Below are 17,603 nucleotides of genomic sequence, written 5' to 3' on the forward strand. Positions count from 1 at the left end.
CGGCTGACCTGCGGCCGAGTGGGCTGGAGCTCTGATCGCCCCCGTGGTCAATCCCTGCTGTTCCCCGTGGTTCTCCGCAGGATCTGGCACGCGAATGGCATGGTCTTTGCCTCGAAGTCCCTTGGCGGAGCTGGGGCCCGGAGTGCCTGAGCCTCAGCCGACGACAGTCAGCCACGACGGCGGGTGCGCCGACCGAACACGCACGCGTGTGCCTCGCCGCACCCCCACCGGCCTCAGCCACGCTGCCATGTCGTCAACCAGATGAACTGCGCCGGTGGAAGCGTGGCGGTGAGGCCTTGGGCGATGACCCCAGACATTCAGGGCGATATCGAGTGCCTTTCTCTCGCGCAGCCATCGTTGCTCAACCAGAGGCGAGAAGCCGGGCGAAGCACTCACCGAAGTGCGGCGATCAATGCCCCGATCCCGGCCAGATTCGAGGAAATTTCGAGCAGTGACAGCGATGTCTCACAGAGATACGCTCTCGCGTAACTACTGTAAACAAATTTGCGTTTACTAGTCGGTGGGATCTAGCTTGTCCTCAAGTGCCTACGAACGTAGAACCGACCGGAACGCAGAACTGGTCGGCTCACTCTTCTTCCCTCAGCCAATAGCTGTCATTCATCTTGGGGTCAGGCCTCAGCGGAGAATGCTCAATCCTCATCTGTGTATTTTCCATGCGCCATTCCTCGATTCCCTCACGGGCATGGTTCAAGGAATTACAATCATCGACAGAGAGATAGAATTGCAATGCCTCCACGCGCTTCCAAAGTCTATTAATGCGCTCCAGTTGAGGAGGTCGTTGCGCAGCCAGGGAAAAGTATGCCGTCAGAGTCCCGTTGACCTCGTTCCGAGACAGACGCGAATTAAGATGAGGCAAGATATCAATTCCACCATCAGCACTATATACGACAACGATGGTGGGCGATCGTCCAGTGCCAAGGTAACGAACTGCATTATTTAGTCGGCTACCTCGGGCTGGATCTCCTTCCCCTTTAGCCACGCCATCGAGGATTACGCCGATTGCGTGGCAGAACCCCTGGGAGTCAAGCAGAACGGCGCCATCCATATCCGTAAGTTGGGTCAGTATATTTGTTGACAATGGGGCTGGCTCAACTGCCCACGATTGTGGTGATAGCCGCTGTGCTTCCCCTTTTGCATCGGCAGAAATGATGAGCATCGCCCCGTGGCGGTGCTTACCGATGGCTCGGGCCGCGCGCACTAGGGCATCGCTATCGACTTCAGGAAAAAGACGATCGCAAAGGCTAATAAAGTAGCCTTCATCAAGGACATGCTTCGGCAAACTAGGTGTTCCGTCGCGGACTGAAACTAGTGCAGTGCCAGCATGTGACAGCTCCCAATAGCCCCGCCTCAGAAATGTTACGACGAAGACTGACTCGGTTGCTGGATCATAGTCGGATCGTACCGTTCCAAGTCCATATATTTCTTCCCCGTCGGAGAGTACGTCGGCGGTTGGCCCGCTCCCTTCGAGTAGTTTACGAATAGCCAACGTGTTGCGGCTATCCACCGGGTTCGCGAGTTTCACGTTCACGTCAATGGCTGGGTTATCTGGCTGCGCTAGCACCAGCCGCCCAGCTCCTTCCCGCCCCTCATACGGAAGCGCTGAAAGCTGGTTCATTAGCACATGAAAGTCACTCGCAAACCAATAGCCAATACAGTAAATCATGGTCCGCAACATCATCTCTGTCGCGGTCCGCACAACCTCACCTGTACTTACACCAAGCACGTCCAAACCAGCGCCGGCTTCCGGCATGTAGAGAGCACGGCGCGCGCGTCCAAGAATCTCCCAGATAACCGCATGCACGAGTGATGGAAATACGTCCATACGGGCAGACGTGGTCGTTGAAATCTGTGGCACGTTTGCAACGGCATGCTTTTCGGTGCTGATGATGACATGAACCTCATAGTCGTCAACTCGTACCGAGTTACTGGCGAAGTAGATTCGCTCCTCGTGCCCGTCCAATGAACCAAGCGTTTCTTCGAGGGCTTCGGCACGCATCCGATTCTTCAGGCGCTCATGGAAGATCTCATGCGCCCTACGGTCACTATGATGGATGTCACTCTCGGGATTATCTCGGTATTTCGTGGCGGCAAGAAGTTTAACTCCCGCAAGATCTACAGTGCTATACAGATCCTCTCCCTGCTCCACGCAGATAGGGAATGGGTGCTGACCAGCTGCCCGAAAACCAACGAGGATGCACCTGCCTTCAGCGTCGAAATCGACCTGCTTGAAGGCTTCCTCAACCTCATGTTCAATAGAGATTCGGAAGCTGTCTTGGAAACCCCACATGAATTGCTCGATGACGCGCCCACTCACGATGTCTCCTTTATTTGTCGCCTACGAACGGGCTCGTGCGGTTAAAACCATCGGCAGCAAGAGCAGATTCAGCGCTGCTGTAACGGGCAGAAGACCACTCAGAAAAACGCAGCTCACCATCAGTTCGCCGATCGGTGAAATACACTCCTTCCAGCCCCTCGCTGGGCTGGAAACCGATGTACGCTTCGGCAGCGCCTTTGTGTCGTACACTGCGGTCACGCACACCGGGGCGAGGAGTATTGACATACTGCCAACTGAGTCGCCACCGGCCGTCAGAGTCATGGATAAGCTTGGCGTGCTCAGAAATTGACTTTGACTCCCCAGTGAACAGCGTAACTGTGCACTTCGACGCCGACTGGGAAACGTAAATGGCAGTGGGAATTGGCGGGACGCTCTCTCCATTCGGATGCACGTAGGAAGACACCAACTCACCTCGCCACGTTCCGGCTACCAACGGCACGCCCGTGAAGTATCGCACCACCTTCCACTTCCAGATGAATCGCTCCCACAGAGCGAACGCCAGGGCAGCGATCGTTCCAGCAATGGAATAGATACGGAGTGGTACCTGTGAGAAGCCCTGGCCGGCAAGCAAAGCAAGGACCAGCCAGACGAGGGCAGCAATACCAATGCCGATGCGAACCTTGACGTTTTCCATCAGTTGTCGAGCCCCAGGTTCTGCCACGCCTTCAGCGTAAGTTCATGCGCGTCTTCCATAGACCATTTCTGTGCAGGTCCGAACAGCGGCTTGATACCATTCGGCTCGCGCCAGTCCGTAGCGGAACCGCCGGGCTTGGTCTGGTTCCAGATGTGTCGAATGACATGCGTGATGTCATCGGTGAGTGGCGTTGCACCTCCGTGGTTAAAGTGTCCGTCCGGCGTGCAATACACCAAGCACTCCATGAAGTAGCTTGGTAGTGCTTCGATTTCACCAGCCGCCACAAGATCGTTTTCTATGCGCTTGAGGATCCGCACCATCTGCTTATAGCGCCTGCCAGTTCGATTCACATTCTTATCGACCCCGTTGGTGTACTGTTGCTCGGGGTAGTTAATGACCCACTCGCCGTTCATGCGTCGAGTTGTGGTTCCCTCGAAATATTGAACCCTTCCCATGGCGTCGTAGTAATACTTCCGGTGTCCGAAGGAAGGCACGACATCAGCCTTAACGCGACCGCCATTTTCGGCTATTTCAATGGCAGTAGATCCAGACGTGTCACAGTTGCTGCCGTACGCGGCGCGCATTGCCTTCTCTAGCTCCTCGCGAAAAGCAGCTCCTTCGTAACGCTTACCAGTCAGAGGTTGCCGCACGATCTTGTCCGCTGGGCGCAGTGCTTCATCGTCAAAGTAGTTGAATCCCTTGTGGATCACTGCGATGTCAACGTCACTGTCCGCGCGAACGTTGGTGTTGTTCTTGTACGAGCCCTTCGGCAGGAACCTGATGCCGATGCCGTCGAAGCCGTCCCAGCTCTCAACTGCTTTGCGCACCATGCGCTCGGCTCGCTCTTGCTTTTCTTGCTCGGTGTTGCTGGACGGTGCCTTGTAACGCGCCAGCTTCTCTTCCAGTGCTGTCATTGTTGACCCTCGTTCTTACGTTCTTGCGCATCGGTACTACCGCCGATGTCATGTGCCGGGTCCTGGGGGCAGGACTCGGCACACAATCAAGCTAGCTGTGAGCACCGGCAGTTGCCCATCCCTCGTCAGGTAGCGGCTCGGTGGCACCAAGTTGCTTGATCCGCAGCTGTCGAGGGCGCGGTACGGTTCCCGGCCGGGCTGGAGCGGGGCGGAGACAGGAGCGCAGGCCCGGCCGGGGGCCGGGCCGCGCGCGGGGAGCGGAGCGAGCCGCCTTGAACCAGTAGAGAAACTTGTAACGCAGTCGGCTTTAGCTGGTGCGTGCAGCTGTGAAGGAGTAGGCGCACGCGGGCAGTTCTACGCCTCGGCGGTGGGTCAGGGGTAGGAAGAGCACCGGTCGGACTGTCCACGTGATGCGCAGGCGAGCGTGGGTGATGGACACGGTGCAAGGCTTGCGGTGCAGCAGGGCTCGACGGGTGTCGATGCGCTGGTCGTAGAGCCGCTCCCAGGCCTCGGTGCTGGTGGCTGTGTCGAGGGCTGGTGAGATGGTGCGAAGGATGGTGCCCACCCAGTTGTTGGCCTCTACGGCGGAGTACGCGTCGTAGGCGGCTGTGAGCGCCGGCGCCTGCTGCTGGTCCAGGTCCTGTGTCCAGCATTCGCACCAGAAGCCGGGCCTGGTCGTCGTCTTCAGCATGGCTGGCCCCCGGGCTGGCCGTTGGTGAAGAGTTCCGCGGTGACCGTGCGGCCCGGGTGGCGGTCGTGGATGACGACGCGGTGGGCGAGCAGGCTGACCATGCCCAGGCCCCGGCCGTGTTCGGCGTCCTGGTCCTGGTGCTCGATCTTGGGGAGGGTGCTGGTGCCGCCGTCGTCGGTGACCGAGAGCGCCACCACCTGAGTCGAGACCGCGACGGCGAGGTGGAAGCTGCCGTACTCGCGGCCGCTGGCGGTGTGGAGGATCGCGTTGGCGCTCAGCTCGCTCACGATCAGCTCGGCGTCCTCCGCGAGGGGGGAGCCGCGCAGGATGTCGCGGGTCCATCGGCGGGCCCGGCTCACTTCTTCGGGGAATCCTGGGCAACTCATTCCCCAGACCCGAGCCGTACTCATATACTCGTGCATACAAGTTCCTTCATGCTGGTAGGCCGCCATGTGCAGCAGGTTCGGGCTAGACGAGTTTCACGCCGTCGTGGGCGCGAATGGCCGGCGGGGTCGTCGCGTCGAGTGCGTCCAGGACACGGATCGCGTACGCCTCGTCGGCAAGCTCAGTGATCTCTTCGCGGGTGGCCCAGCGCAGTGCGCGGGTCTCGTCACCGGTGGTGGGCGTGCCGTCCGCGGCTTCACAGCGGAAGACCAGGGAGACGATCAGGCCCGTCATGTTCTTGTAGACGCCGGTCAGGGTCGCCGGAAGTGCGATCTTGATGCCGGTCTCTTCGAGGACCTCGCGCTGAAGGGCCTCGGGGATGGTCTCCTCGCGTTCGAGGACACCGCCCGGCGGTTCCCAGTGGCCGTTGTCCCGGCGCTGGATCAGGAGGGCCCGGCCCTGGTCGTCCACGACGACCCCGGCCACGCTCACGGAGTGCGGGCGTTCTGTACTCACGTTCCTCGGCCCTCTCGGATGACTAGGCTCCCCACCGTAGCAACAACACTCACCCGCTCGTCTAGATATCTAAAGGAGTACATATGAGCCCCCTCTCCTCGGGCCTCCTCGGTGATCTCGACCCCACGAGTGATCGTGCGGTGTTCAGACAGATCGCCGACCAACTGCGCGAGGCCATCGACGACGGGCGGTTCCGTGAGGGGGAGAAGCTGCCCTCGGAGGCGGAGCTGGTCGAGCACTACGGGGTCTCCCGGATGACCGTGCGGAACTCCTTCTCCATCCTGACGGGGGAGGGGCTCGTGCACGCCGAGCACGGCAAGGGCGTCTTCGTCCGACCGCGCCCACCGGTGCGACGACTGGCCTCCGACCGGTTCGCCCGGCGTCATCGGGAGCAGGGCAAGTCCGCGTTCATCGTGGAGGCCGACGCCGCCGGCAGCCACCCCACGGTCGACAGCCTGGAGGTCAAGGAGGAGAAGGCGAGCCAGGACATCTCCACCCGGCTCGGGTCCGTGCGTCGAGTGCTTGCCCGGCGCCGCCGCTACCTCCTCGACGGGCGCCCGGTCGAGTTCGCCGCCTCCTACCTCCCGCTCGACATCGCACGCGGGACTCCGATCGCCGAACCCAACCCCGGCCCCGGCGGCATCTACGCCCGCCTCGAAGAACTCGGCCACCACCTCGACCACTTCGAGGAGGAGATCCGCGCCCGGATGCCCTCACCCACCGAGGTCAAGACACTGCACCTGGCCGCCGGCGTCCCCGTCATCCATCTGATCCGGACCGCCTTCGACAAAGAAGGACGGGCCGTCGAAGTCTGCGACACGGTCATGGCGGCGGACACCTACGTCCTTGCCTACCAACTCCCGGCGACCTGACCGGGTGAGCGACGGCGGAGCACGGGACACGCTCCTCAACCCGTACACCCCGACACACCTATTCGTGTAGCTGAGTCGGCAGGTCGTGTGCAAGGCGATCCACATGAGCCTGGAGATCGGGTTCGCAAGACGACACGTGTCTAGATGAGCACAATAGGGGCATTTCCGTGCGCACCATCCGCGTTGAGGCCTCGGCTTCGGCGAAGAAGGCGACCCGCAAGCCTTCTGGCGCGAATCTGGCACGCGCCGACTGATCATCAGGGACAGCAAAAAGGCCCGGGTCTGTGACCTGGGCCTTCGTCGTGGAGCGGGTGACGAGAATCGAACTCGCGCTCTCAGCTTGGGAAGCTGATGTTCTACCATTAAACTACACCCGCGTAACGCCGATGATCATCGGTGTCGTAGCGCTCGCTCACTGTACCCCATGTCGGACCCCCGGTGCCCGGACCGCGGGGTTCCCCGTGCGTCGGTAGGGGTGGACGCGGCTGCGGGGGGCCGGAGTTGGGGCGTACGGTGGGGTGCCGGAGTGCCGCCTGGAGGGCCGTCCCTTTCATCCCGTAATGTGGCTTTCGTCGCCGTCATGGCAGTGAGACGCAGGCTCTTGGGGAAGGGACGCAGAGAACTTGTTGGAGCGCACCGTCGTCCGTTGTGCCGAAGGGCACGTGTTCAGCACCGCTTCGTTCCCGATGCAGCAGGCCGGGCGCCTCGGTCCCGGCCGGCTCGTCCGGTGTCCGCGCTGCGCCCGGCTGCGCAGTGCGGTGCCGGTGCCGCTGGGCAAGCGGTAGCCGTAAGCGGTACAGGCGCGCGGAGGCGGCGGGATTGTGGCTGCTCCGCGCGCCTTGCGTATTCTCGGGACGTGCTTCTCTCAGACATGGACATCCGGACCGAGATCGACAAGGGGCGGGTCGCCATCGACCCGTTCGATCCGAGCATGGTGCAGCCCTCGAGTATCGACGTGCGCCTCGACCGCTACTTCCGGGTGTTCGAGAACCACAAGTACCCCCACATCGACCCCTCCGTCGAGCAGTCCGACCTCACCCGGCTCGTCGAGCCGGAGGGCGACGAGCCGTTCATCCTGCACCCCGGGGAGTTCGTGCTCGCCAGCACCTACGAGGTCATCACGCTTCCCGACGACCTCGCCTCGCGGCTGGAGGGCAAGAGCTCGCTCGGGCGCCTCGGGCTCGTCACCCACTCCACCGCCGGGTTCATCGACCCCGGCTTCTCGGGCCATGTGACGCTCGAGCTGTCCAACCTCGCCACCCTCCCGATCAAGCTCTGGCCGGGCATGAAGATCGGGCAGCTGTGCATGTTCCGGCTCAGCTCGCCGTCCGAGTTCCCGTACGGCAGCGAGCGGTACGGATCGCGCTACCAGGGGCAGCGCGGCCCCACCGCCTCCCGCTCCTTCGTCAACTTCCACCGCACCCAGGTGTGAGGCGGCCCACCGGCTGGAACGGCTAGAACGTGCCCAGCTTCACGATCGACAGGATCGCGATCAGCTGGATCGCCGACGCCGCCAGGGCCCGCGGCCACGGCAGGTCGTGGGACCTGGACACCATCAGGGTGAGCAGCGCGCCCGCCGCGATCCAGGTCGCCCAGCCCAGCACCTGGACGAACGCGGCGTCGCCGCCGGCGAACATCGCCACGAGCAGGCGGGGCGCGTCCGTGATGGCCATGATCAGCATGGACAGGCCCACGGTGGGCTGCCAGGCGCCGTCGCCGCCGAGCTGACGGGCCAGGGTGTGGGTGACCACGCCCAGGATGAACGAGCTGAGCACCATCGCCACGGCCGTCGTCAGGACGATCGGGACCGCGCTCGACAGGGTCGCGCCGATCGCGTCCTCGCGGGCGCCGTCGAAGCCGAAGACCGCGAGCAGGCCGTAGACGAAGGTCACGACGAGGGCCGGGGTCCACATCGTGTAGTCGCGCATCCGCAGGAAGGTCGGGCCGGGGGCCGTCACGATGCCCCGCAGCAGGTCCTTCCAGTGCAGCGGGGGCCCGACCGGCGGCGCGGACGCCTGACCGGCGCGGTAGGTCTCACCCGCGCTGTAGGGGTCCTCGCCGACGGAGAACGCCTGGGTGTGACCCGGGTTGTTCGCCGCGTACGGATCCGGCGACCCGGGGTGCCCCTGGGCGCCGCCGTCGCCGAAGTACTCCGGCTCCCCCTGAGCCCCCTGGGCCTGCCACTGGGACTGCCCACCGCCGTACGGCCCCGGGCCGCCGTAGGGCCCTGCCCCGCCCTGCGCCCCGCCGTGCTGCTGGCGCGAGGGCGCGGAGGGGTAGCCGTACGACGACGGGCGCTGCGGTGCCTGCTGCCCGTACGGGGGGTGCTGCGGTCGCGCTTGCGGGGCGCGGTTGTCACGGCCGCGTCCGATCCTGAATCCAGCCACGCCTTCGAACGTACCTGGTCCCGGAAGGCCGCGTACCGGGCCCAGGGCGACGGGCCCGGCATTGCTGCTGAGCTGTGACATCCCCTAAGGGTTCCGGGGCAGTTAAGGCGAGAGGGCCGGCACGGGTGTCACGGGACCGCGGGTGGAGCGGGCGCCGGCGTCCTGCGGGCCGCCCGTGAGTGCGGTACCGCGGTCGGCCGGAGCTGGCCGCCGCGGCGTACGGGGCCGCCGCGCGGCCGCAGGCGCAGGGTGAGGGGGGAGGCCGCGCCGGGCACCGACCCGGTCGGGACCACCACGCCCGGGGAGGGCGCCGTGCCGGTGGGGAGCTTGAGCAGCAGCCGTACCGCCGTGACACCGGTCAGGCAGATCACGGCGAGTGCCGCGCCGGGGGCGAGGAGCCGGTGGGTCACCAGCGCCGACGCCAGGCAGCCGGCCACCGCGACCGCGCTCAGCGTCCGTACGACCTGCCGCACCGGCATCCCCATGCGGCGCAGCCGGTGGGCGATGTGGTCCGTGCCGCCCTGGAGCAGCGGTCTGGACTCCCGGTGGCGGGAGAACATCACCAGGGCCGTGTCCAGTGTCGGCACCAGGGTGGCGAGAAGGAGGCTGACGGGCCCGGTGAGGCCCGGCCGGCCGTCGTGGAGCACCGTCATCGCCGAGGCCAGGGTGAAGCCGAGGAAGAGCGACCCCGCGTCACCGAGGAAGATCCGCGCCGGATGCCTGTTGTGGAAGAGGAAGCCGAGGCAGGCGCCGGTCAGGGACGCCGTCAGCACGCCGAGGACGCCCGGCCCGTCGACGAGGGCACTCACGCACACGAAGAGGCCGACGACGGCGCACAGGGAGGACGCCGCGCCGTCCATGTTGTCCAGGAAGTTGAAGGCGTTCATGGTGAAGACGATCCAGACGACGGCCAGGACCACGTCCACCGCGTTGCCGAACACGGCCGGGTGCCCTCCGGCGAGCACCACCGCGGTGGCCGCCGCGATCTCGGCGCCCAGTCGCGGCCCCGCGCCGAGGGGGCGCAGATCGTCGACGAGCCCGAGCAGGCACATGAGCGCCGCGCCGCCGAGCAGCAGCGCGAGCACGGGTGTGAACGCGCCCGCGACGGCGGCCGCGGCGGTGCTCGCGGCGAGGGTCGCGACCGCGACGGCGATCCCGCCGAGGTAGGGCGTCGGCCTGCTGTGCGCCTTGCGGGCGCTGGGGCGGTCGGTGATCCCGTGGCGCAGGGCGAAGCGTCTGAGCGGTTCCGTCAGCAGCAGCCCGAGCAGGAGGGCCGCGCCCCCGGCGCCCGCCGCCGCGAGTGCCTCGCTCATGCCGCTCACCGGTGCGCCAGCGCCGACTCGGCGGCGGGCCGGCAGGTCGACGGGGCGGAGGCGGCTACGGCGGACGGGGCGGCGGGGGAGGCGGGGAGGGCGGTGGGGACGGCCGTCGGAACGCGCGGCTCCGAGGCGCTCGGCACGCGTGCCGGTGCCTCGCCGGCGGGGCCGGTGCGCGGATCGCCGTGCAGATCGGCCCGGGCGTCCGCGATCGCGTCCGTGAGGATGTCGGCCAGGGTGTGCCGCGGCCGCCAGCCGGTCAGGGCGCGGAGCTTGGCGGTGTTCGGGACGCGCCGTTCCATGTCCTCGAAGCCGGGACCGTACGCGTCGGCGTACGACAGGTGCTGGACGGCCGAGACGCTCCCGGCGCGGGTGACGATCCGGTCGGCCAGCTCCCGGATGCTGATCTCCTCGTCCGCGCCGATGTTGAAGGTCTCTCCCACGGCGCCCGGGTGCTCCAGCAGGAGCAGCAGGGCCGCGACCGCGTCCGCGACGTGCAGGAAGCAGCGCCGCTGACTGCCGTCCGCGTGGATGGTGAGCGGCTCGCCCCGGACGGCCTGCCGGGCGAAGCGGGGGATGACCATGCCGTACGCCGGGCTCTGGCGGGGGCCCACGGTGTTGAAGAACCGGACGACGGTCGAGCGCAGGCCCCGCTCCCGGTGGTAGAGGACGGCCATGATCTCGTCCATCGCCTTGGCGGTGCTGTAGGACCACCGGGCCACGGACGGGCTGCCGAGGATACGGTCGGAGCCCTCGGTGAGCGGCCCCGACGAATTCTTTCCGTAGATTTCCGAAGTGCTGGCGACGAGAATCCTGCGATCGTGCCGCACCGCGCTCTCGATGACGTTCTCGGCGCCTTTTGTGTTCGTGATGAACGACCTCAGTGTCTGCTCGACAATGAGCTTGACTCCTACGGCGGCAGCCAGATGGATGACGTTATCGGATTCTGCCACCAGTTCATCCACGAGGGCTGCGTCGAGGATGGATCCGCGGACGAAGCGGAATCGTCGGTCCGTCTGTGCCCGGGTGAGGTTCTCCTGCCGTCCGGTGGTGAGATCGTCGAGTACTACCACGTTGTGCCCGCTTGTCAGCAACGCGTCGACGAGATGCGAGCCGATGAATCCGGCTCCACCCGTGACCAGGTAATTCAAACTGCGGTCCATGTGCGGCTTCACTCCGGTTCGGGTTGCGGTGTCTCAGTTCCACAGCGCGCGGCAGCATTGCCGAGCCAACGTTCACCTATGCGATCCGTCATGGAAGTTGAAACGTCGTCAAGAAATTCGTTGCTCTTCGGCGCGCCCGCTTGGTTACGGAATCAGGGTGATGGACGGCGGACACAACCAGATGGTTCCGGCCAGATCCCTCGCGCATGAGCGTCAATGGAGGTTGGTGTCTGGCATATGCCGAACCCCCCCCCATGAAAACGGAGTGATGAGCGTGCGTCAGAGATGCGAGAGCGACACGGTCACCGGCGGGCGGAAGCTGGTCGTCGTAGGTCTGGGGTATGTGGGGCTTCCCCTCGCCGTGCGGGCGGCGGAGGCGGGGTACACGGTCGTCGGAGTGGACACGGACGAGTTGCGGGTCAAGCGTCTGGGTGCCGGCGACTCCTACGTCGAGGACATCGGCGATCTGCGCCTCGTGGCGGCCGTGGACGGCGGCCGGCTCCACGCCACCACCGACTACGCCCGCACCGAGGGCTTCGACGTCTGCGTCATCACCGTGCCGACGCCGCTGCGGGAGGGCGTACCGGACCTGAGCTTCGTGGAGTGCGCGGGCCGCAGCATCGCCCCGCACATCACCCCCGGCGCCACGGTGGTCCTGGAGTCCACGACCTATCCCGGCACGACCGAGACCCTGCTGCGGCCGCTGCTGGAGGAGGGCAGTGGGCTGGTGGCGGGGCGGGACTTCCACCTCGGTTACAGCCCGGAGCGCATCGACCCGGGCAACCCCGAGTGGCGCCTGGAGAACACCCCCAAGGTGATCTCCGGGATCGACCCGGTGTCACTGGGGCACGTCGAGCGCTTCTACGGCGACGTCGTCGCGCGCACCGTGTCCGTGAGCTCCTGCCGGACCGCCGAGCTGACCAAGCTGCTGGAGAACACCTTCCGGCACGTCAACATCGCCATGGTCAACGAGATGGCCATGGTGTCACGGCAGTTGGGGGCCGACATCTGGGAGGCGATCGACGCCGCGAGCACCAAGCCGTTCGGCTTCATGCCGTTCCGGCCCGGCCCCGGGGTGGGCGGGCACTGCCTGCCGGTCGACCCGTCCTATCTGTCCTGGCAGGTGAAGCGGCTGCTGCGGCAGGAGCTGCGGTTCATCGGGCTGGCCAACGAGATCAACGACCACATGCCCGCGCACGTCGTGCGGCGGATCACGCGCGGGCTCAACGAGCGCGGAAAGCCGGTCAAGGGGTCGCGGGTGCTTCAACTCGGGCTGGCGTACAAGAAGAACACCGGGGACATCCGTGAGTCGCCGGCCCTCACCCTCGCCCGGTCGCTGCTCACGCTCGGGGCGCGGCTGGCGGTGGTGGAGCCGTACACGGAGGCGCATCTGGTGCCGACGGACATCACGCGCGTGGAGTTGACGGAGGCGGAGGTCCGGGCGGCGGACGTGATCGTGGTGGCGACCGACCACGACGACTTCGACTACGCGCTCGTCGAGCGGGCGGGGGCCTATGTGCTGGACACGCGCAACCGCTGCCGGGGCGCCGCGGTCGAGGTCCTCTGACAGGCGGCGAGGGCGCGGGTCAGGGGCGCGGGGAGCGTGCACTCCCCGCGCCCCGGGGGGCCGGGCCGGTCAGGCCAGGGACCGGAACCAGCGCACCGTCTCCTCCAGGCCCTCCTCCAGCGGGGTCGCCCTGAGGTTCGGGAACAGGGCGCGCAGGGCCGTGTCGTCGGCCTGGGAGTCGCGTACGTCGCCTCGGCGGGCGTCCTCGTGGCGGATCTCGATCGCCGACCCCAGCGCCTTGGCGAGCTGGTGCGCGAGTTCCAGCACGCTCACCCGGGTGCCGAAGGCCAGGTTGACCGGTGCCGGGCAGGTGACCTCGCGTTCGACGGCGTCGGCCAGGACCCGCGCCACCGTGCCGACGTAGGTGAAGTCACGGGTCTGGTGGCCGTCGCCGTGCACCGTCAGCGGCTCGCCCCGCAGCGCCGCGTCGACGAAGGACGGGACGACCGCGGCGTACGCGTGCCCCGCGCTCTGCAGCGGTCCGTAGACGTTGAAGAAGCGGAAGACGAGCGCCGGAAGGCCGAACGCCGGGCCGTACGCGAGGACGTAGGCCTCGGTGGCGAGCTTGCTGGCCGCGTACGGGCTCAGCGGCCGGGTCGGCAGGCCCTCGTGCTTGGGCAGGTCGGTGACCGAGCCGTACACCGAGGACGAGGAGGCGGCGACCAGGTGGGTGCCCGCGCGGCGGCACGCCTCCAGCACCCGTACGGTGCCGGTCGCGTTGACGTCGTGGCTGGCGAACGGGTCCGCCAGGGAGCGCGGCACGGACGGGCGGGCGGCCAGGTGGACCACGGCGTCGGCCCCGGCCACCACGTCCTCCAGCAGGGCGGGGTCCAGGATGCTGCCCTCGACCAGCTCGGCGCCCGTGCCCGCGAGGTTGGCCGCCGAGCCGGTGCTCAGGTCGTCCAGGGCGACGACGTCGCCGATGCCAGGGCGCGAGAGCAGTTCGCGGCACAGGTTGGCTCCGATGAAGCCGGCGCCTCCGGTCACTACGACGTTCAACGGTTCACACCTTTCGGTTGGGCGGGTGGCGGCCACCAGCCGCGTGCGACGGCGATGGAGGCGTAGAGGTCGTGGGTGTCCCGGACCAGGCGCTCGGCTCCGAACCGGCTCTCGGTGTGGGCGCGTGCCTGCTCCCCCATGCGGTGCCGCAGCGCGGCGTCACCGAGGAGCCGGACGGTGTGCCGGGCGAGTTCACCGGCGTCGGGCGCGGCCAGCAGCCCGGTGCGGCCGTCCTGGACCACCTCGGAGACGCTGCCCACGTTCGTGGCCACGGACGGCAGCCCGGCCAGGCCCGCCTCGATGAGGCTGACCGGCATGCCCTCGTTGTCCGAGGTGAGCAGCACCAGGTCCGAGGCGGCGTACACGGTCTCCACGTCGGGCCGCCAGCCCAGCAGGCACAGGTGGTCGCGCAGATCGGCCGCCGCCGCCAGTTCGCCGTACAGGTCCCCGTCCCCGCACACCGCGAACCGCGCGTCCGGCACGGCCCGCCGCACCGCGCGGGCGACGGCCAGGAAGCGGTCGGGCCGTTTGATCCGCGTCAGCCGTCCGACGAAGGCGACGACGGGACCCTCCTCGGGAAGACCGAGCCGCGCGCGGGCCTCGGAGCGCGGCGGGGGCACGGCGGACGTGGTGCCCGGCGGGATCACGCTGTACTGCCGCGCCCGGCCGATGCCGGCGGCGAGCAGGTCGTCGCGCACGCCGGCCCCCACCGCCACCAGCCGGTCCGTGACGGCCGCCAGGCCCCGTTCGGCCTGGACGAGGACGCGGGTCTTCGCCGGGGAGAAGTAGCCCTGCAGCAGGTGGCCGTGGAAGGTGTGCACGCAGGCGGGCACCCGTGCGAGCCTGGCCGCGACGCGTCCCAGTGCCCCGGCCTTGGCGGTGTGGGTGTGCACGATGTGCGGCCGGAACTCGCGCATCGCGGCCGTGAGCGCGGCCAAGGCCCGCAGGTCGTCGGCGGGCCGCACGGCGCGGCCCAGGGTCGCCACCCGCCGCACCGGCACGTCCGGGGCCCGCTGGTCCACGTAGTCGGCCTCGTCGGGGCCGACGTACCCGGCGTACAGGCGGTGGTCGAACACCTCCGGGTCCAGGCCGCGCATCAGATGGGAGACCTGGAGGGCCGGGCCGCCCACGTTCATCCGCGCGATGACCCTCATCACCCGGACACGGGAGTGTTCGCGACCGGTGGTGCGACGCCGGGCAGTCACCATTCAGCCTCACCGCGTTCGATCCACGATCCTGACGGACCGTCATGGTCACACGGGGGAAAGTGCGCACGGGGGCGACGTGCCGCCCGCCCGAAGACGGCACACCTACGGCGTACACGGCCGAGGGGCCGCGGTCGCGCGCGGCGACTGCGGCCCCTCGGTGGGCGATGCGTTCGGTGACCGATGTCCTCGGTGACCGACGGCCCTCTACTGCACGGGCTCGGGCTCCGGCTCGCTCTCGGCCTCCGCCTCGCCCGCCGGGTCGGCGGGCGTCCTGACGGAGTCGAGGAGCAGCTGGGCGACGTCCACGACCTGGATGGACTCCTTGGCCTTGCCGTCGTTCTTCTTGCCGTTGACCGAGTCGGTCAGCATGACGAGGCAGAACGGGCAGGCCGTCGAGACGATGTCCGGGTTGAGCGAGAGGGCCTCGTCGACGCGCTCGTTGTTGATGCGCTTGCCGATCCGCTCCTCCATCCACATGCGGGCGCCACCGGCGCCGCAGCAGAAGCCGCGCTCCTTGTGGCGGTGCATCTCCTCGTTGCGCAGCCCGGGGACCTTGCCGATGATCTCGCGCGGCGGCGTGTAGATCTTGTTGTGGCGGCCCAGGTAGCACGGGTCGTGGTAGGTGATGATGCCCTCGACCGGGGTGACCGGGACCAGCTTGCCCTCGTCCACCAGGTGCTGGAGCAGCTGGGTGTGGTGGATGACCTCGTAGTCGCCGCCGAGCTGCGGGTACTCGTTGCCCAGGGTGTTGAGGCAGTGCGGGCAGGTCGCGACGATCTTCTTGGCCGTCCTCGGCTTGCGGGACTCCTCGGTCACCTTGCCGTCGTCGTCCATCTCCTCGCCGAACGCCATGTTCAGGGACATGACGTTCTCCATGCCGAGCTCCTGGAACAGGGGCTCGTTGCCGAGGCGGCGGGCGGAGTCACCGGTGCACTTCTCGTCGCCGCCCATGATCGCGAACTTGACGCCCGCGATGTGGAGCAGCTCGGCGAAGGCCTTGGTGGTCTTCTTGGCCCGGTCCTCCAGGGCGCCGGCGCAGCCGACCCAGTAGAGGTACTCGACCTCGGTGAGGTCCTCGATGTCCTGGCCGACGACCGGCACCTCGAAGTCGACCTCCTTGGTCCACTCCAGGCGCTGCTTCTTGGCCAGGCCCCAGGGGTTGCCCTTCTTCTCCAGGTTCTTGAGCATCGTGCCCGCCTCGGACGGGAACGCGGACTCGATCATCACCTGGTAGCGGCGCATGTCCACGATGTGGTCGACGTGCTCGATGTCCACCGGGCACTGCTCGACGCAGGCGCCGCAGGTGGTGCAGGACCACAGGACGTCCGGGTCGATGACGCCGTTCTCCTCGGCGGTGCCGATCAGCGGGCGCTCGGCCTCCGCGAGGGCGGCGGCGGGTACGTCCTTGAGCTGCTCCTCGGACGCCTTCTCCTCGCCCTCCATGGTCTTGCCGCCACCGGCGAGCAGGTAGGGCGCCTTGGCGTGCGCGTGGTCGCGCAGCGACATGATCAGCAGCTTCGGGGACAGCGGCTTGCCGGTGTTCCAGGCGGGGCACTGCGACTGGCAGCGGCCGCACTCGGTGCAGGTGGAGAAGTCCAGCAGGCCCTTCCACGAGAACTGCTCGACCTGGGAGACGCCGAAGACGTCGTCCTCGCCCGGGTCGGTGAAGTCGATCGCCTTGCCGCCGGAGGTCATCGGGAGCAGCGCGCCGAGCGCGGTGTCGCCCTTGGCGTTGCGCTTGAACCAGATGTTCGGGAAGCCCAGGAAGCGGTGCCAGGCCACGCCCATGTCGGTCTTCAGGGAGACCGTGATCATCCAGATGAAGGAGGTGGAGATCTTCAGGCAGGCGAAGAGGTAGGTCAGGTTCTGCAGCGTGGAGACGTCCATGCCCCGCAGCCAGGCCACCACCGGGTACGAGATGAAGAACGACGCCTCGTAGCCGTCCACGTGGTGCTGGGCGCCCTCCAGCGCGTGCAGCATGAAGATGCAGACGCCGATGATGAGGATGACCGCCTCGACGAAGTACGCCTGGCCGGTGTTGGAGCCGGCGAAGCGGGACTTGCGGCCCGGCTTGTTCGCCTTGCTCAGCTGGCGGATCACGATGAGGGTCGCGATGCCGAGCGTGGTGGTGGTGCCGATGAACTCGACGAAGACGTTGTACGGCGTCCACTCGCCGAGGATCGGCAGGAGCCAGTCGGCCTGGAACAGCTGGCCGATGGCGTTCACGATCGTCAGGATCAGGGTGTAGAAGCCCACCGCCACGAACCAGTGCGCGACACCGACGACGCCCCAGCGGTTCATGCGGGTGTGGCCGAGGAACTCCCGGGCCACCGTCAGGGTGCGGTTCTTCCAGTCGTCGGTTCGGGTGCCCGCGGGCACGTTCTGTCCGAGCCGCACGAAGCGGTAGATCTGCGCGATGGCTCGGGCGAACAACGCCACGCCGACCACGATCAGGACCAGCGACACGATGATCGCGGCGAGTTGCATTTCGGGGCTCCTCGGGCCTGCGAGGGACATTACTAAGCGGTAACTTATGCAGTCCGTTCGAGACTACCCGCATCTTTCCCCGCACTGTAGCCAGGGGCGGGGTGATCTG

General features: G+C 66.9%; 15 protein-coding genes and 1 tRNA gene. 3 read left to right on the plus strand and 13 right to left on the minus strand.

Annotation, left to right across the window (positions count from 1 at the left end):
- Positions 1 to 586: 586 nt before the first annotated feature.
- The 6 genes from AB0C59_RS08520 to AB0C59_RS08545 form a co-directional block, all read right to left on the minus strand.
- A complete protein-coding gene (locus AB0C59_RS08520) occupies positions 587 to 2,335 on the minus strand; it encodes a diadenylate cyclase (protein ID WP_363001980.1) in 1,749 nt (582 codons plus the stop codon).
- Positions 2,336 to 2,345: 10 nt separating this feature from the next.
- Positions 2,346 to 3,017: a hypothetical protein gene (locus AB0C59_RS08525; protein WP_363001981.1), complete on the minus strand. Its 672-nt coding sequence runs from the start codon at positions 3,015 to 3,017 to the stop codon at positions 2,346 to 2,348.
- Positions 2,990 to 3,904 carry a nucleotidyltransferase gene (locus tag AB0C59_RS08530; protein WP_363001983.1) on the minus strand — a complete coding sequence of 305 codons (915 nt, stop codon included), beginning with the start codon at positions 3,902 to 3,904 and terminating at the stop codon, positions 2,990 to 2,992. Before AB0C59_RS08530 ends, AB0C59_RS08525 begins: the two co-directional genes overlap by 28 nt.
- 307 nt (positions 3,905 to 4,211) lie before the next feature.
- Positions 4,212 to 4,595, minus strand: coding sequence for a hypothetical protein (locus AB0C59_RS08535; RefSeq protein ID WP_363001985.1), 384 nt, complete (start codon positions 4,593 to 4,595; stop codon positions 4,212 to 4,214).
- Entirely contained in the window at positions 4,589 to 5,017 is a 429-nt protein-coding gene (locus AB0C59_RS08540) for an ATP-binding protein (protein WP_363001987.1), read from the minus strand. Before AB0C59_RS08540 ends, AB0C59_RS08535 begins: the two co-directional genes overlap by 7 nt.
- Before the next feature lie 46 nt (positions 5,018 to 5,063).
- Complete coding sequence (locus tag AB0C59_RS08545) at positions 5,064 to 5,471, minus strand: NUDIX hydrolase (protein ID WP_363002392.1); 408 nt, start codon at positions 5,469 to 5,471, stop codon at positions 5,064 to 5,066.
- 107 nt (positions 5,472 to 5,578) lie between these two features.
- On the opposite strand from AB0C59_RS08545, the gene AB0C59_RS08550 reads away from it, so the two are divergent.
- Positions 5,579 to 6,367, plus strand: coding sequence for a GntR family transcriptional regulator (locus tag AB0C59_RS08550; protein ID WP_363001989.1), 789 nt, complete (start codon positions 5,579 to 5,581; stop codon positions 6,365 to 6,367).
- A 303-nt stretch (positions 6,368 to 6,670) separates the two neighbouring features.
- Here AB0C59_RS08550 and AB0C59_RS08555 read toward each other — a convergent pair.
- A tRNA-Gly gene (locus tag AB0C59_RS08555) sits at positions 6,671 to 6,744 on the minus strand.
- Positions 6,745 to 7,223: 479 nt separating this feature from the next.
- Here AB0C59_RS08555 and dcd point away from each other — a divergent pair.
- Entirely contained in the window at positions 7,224 to 7,799 is a 576-nt protein-coding gene (gene dcd / locus AB0C59_RS08560) for a dCTP deaminase (RefSeq protein WP_363001991.1), read from the plus strand.
- Between the two features lie 22 nt (positions 7,800 to 7,821).
- Here dcd and AB0C59_RS08565 read toward each other — a convergent pair whose 3' ends face one another.
- From AB0C59_RS08565 to AB0C59_RS08575, 3 genes are read right to left on the minus strand one after another with little or no spacing between them, the layout of a single operon-like run.
- Positions 7,822 to 8,835, minus strand: coding sequence for a YIP1 family protein (locus tag AB0C59_RS08565; RefSeq protein ID WP_363001993.1), 1,014 nt, complete (start codon positions 8,833 to 8,835; stop codon positions 7,822 to 7,824).
- Between the two features lie 47 nt (positions 8,836 to 8,882).
- Positions 8,883 to 10,067: an MraY family glycosyltransferase gene (locus AB0C59_RS08570; RefSeq protein ID WP_363001995.1), complete on the minus strand. Its 1,185-nt coding sequence runs from the start codon at positions 10,065 to 10,067 to the stop codon at positions 8,883 to 8,885.
- A 5-nt stretch (positions 10,068 to 10,072) separates the two neighbouring features.
- Positions 10,073 to 11,233 (minus strand): NAD-dependent epimerase/dehydratase family protein, encoded by a 1,161-nt coding sequence (locus AB0C59_RS08575; protein ID WP_363001997.1) that lies wholly within the window; start codon positions 11,231 to 11,233, stop codon positions 10,073 to 10,075.
- Between the two features lie 274 nt (positions 11,234 to 11,507).
- Between AB0C59_RS08575 and AB0C59_RS08580 the strand changes: the two genes are divergently transcribed.
- Entirely contained in the window at positions 11,508 to 12,800 is a 1,293-nt protein-coding gene (locus AB0C59_RS08580) for a nucleotide sugar dehydrogenase (RefSeq protein ID WP_363001999.1), read from the plus strand.
- Positions 12,801 to 12,869: 69 nt separating this feature from the next.
- Here AB0C59_RS08580 and AB0C59_RS08585 read toward each other — a convergent pair whose 3' ends face one another.
- From AB0C59_RS08585 to AB0C59_RS08595, 3 genes are all read right to left on the minus strand, one after another.
- Positions 12,870 to 13,799, minus strand: coding sequence for an NAD-dependent epimerase/dehydratase family protein (locus tag AB0C59_RS08585; RefSeq protein WP_363002001.1), 930 nt, complete (start codon positions 13,797 to 13,799; stop codon positions 12,870 to 12,872).
- Positions 13,796 to 14,953, minus strand: a complete 1,158-nt coding sequence (locus AB0C59_RS08590) for a glycosyltransferase (RefSeq protein ID WP_363002003.1) — start codon at positions 14,951 to 14,953, stop codon at positions 13,796 to 13,798. Before AB0C59_RS08590 ends, AB0C59_RS08585 begins: the two co-directional genes overlap by 4 nt.
- 258 nt (positions 14,954 to 15,211) lie before the next feature.
- On the minus strand, positions 15,212 to 17,494 hold the full coding sequence (locus tag AB0C59_RS08595) for a (Fe-S)-binding protein (protein WP_363002005.1): 2,283 nt from the start codon (positions 17,492 to 17,494) through the stop codon (positions 15,212 to 15,214).
- Positions 17,495 to 17,603: the final 109 nt, after the last annotated feature.

It is taken from the genome of Streptomyces sp. NPDC048664, from assembly GCF_040650555.1.
In the GTDB taxonomy this organism is placed as follows: domain Bacteria; phylum Actinomycetota; class Actinomycetes; order Streptomycetales; family Streptomycetaceae; genus Streptomyces.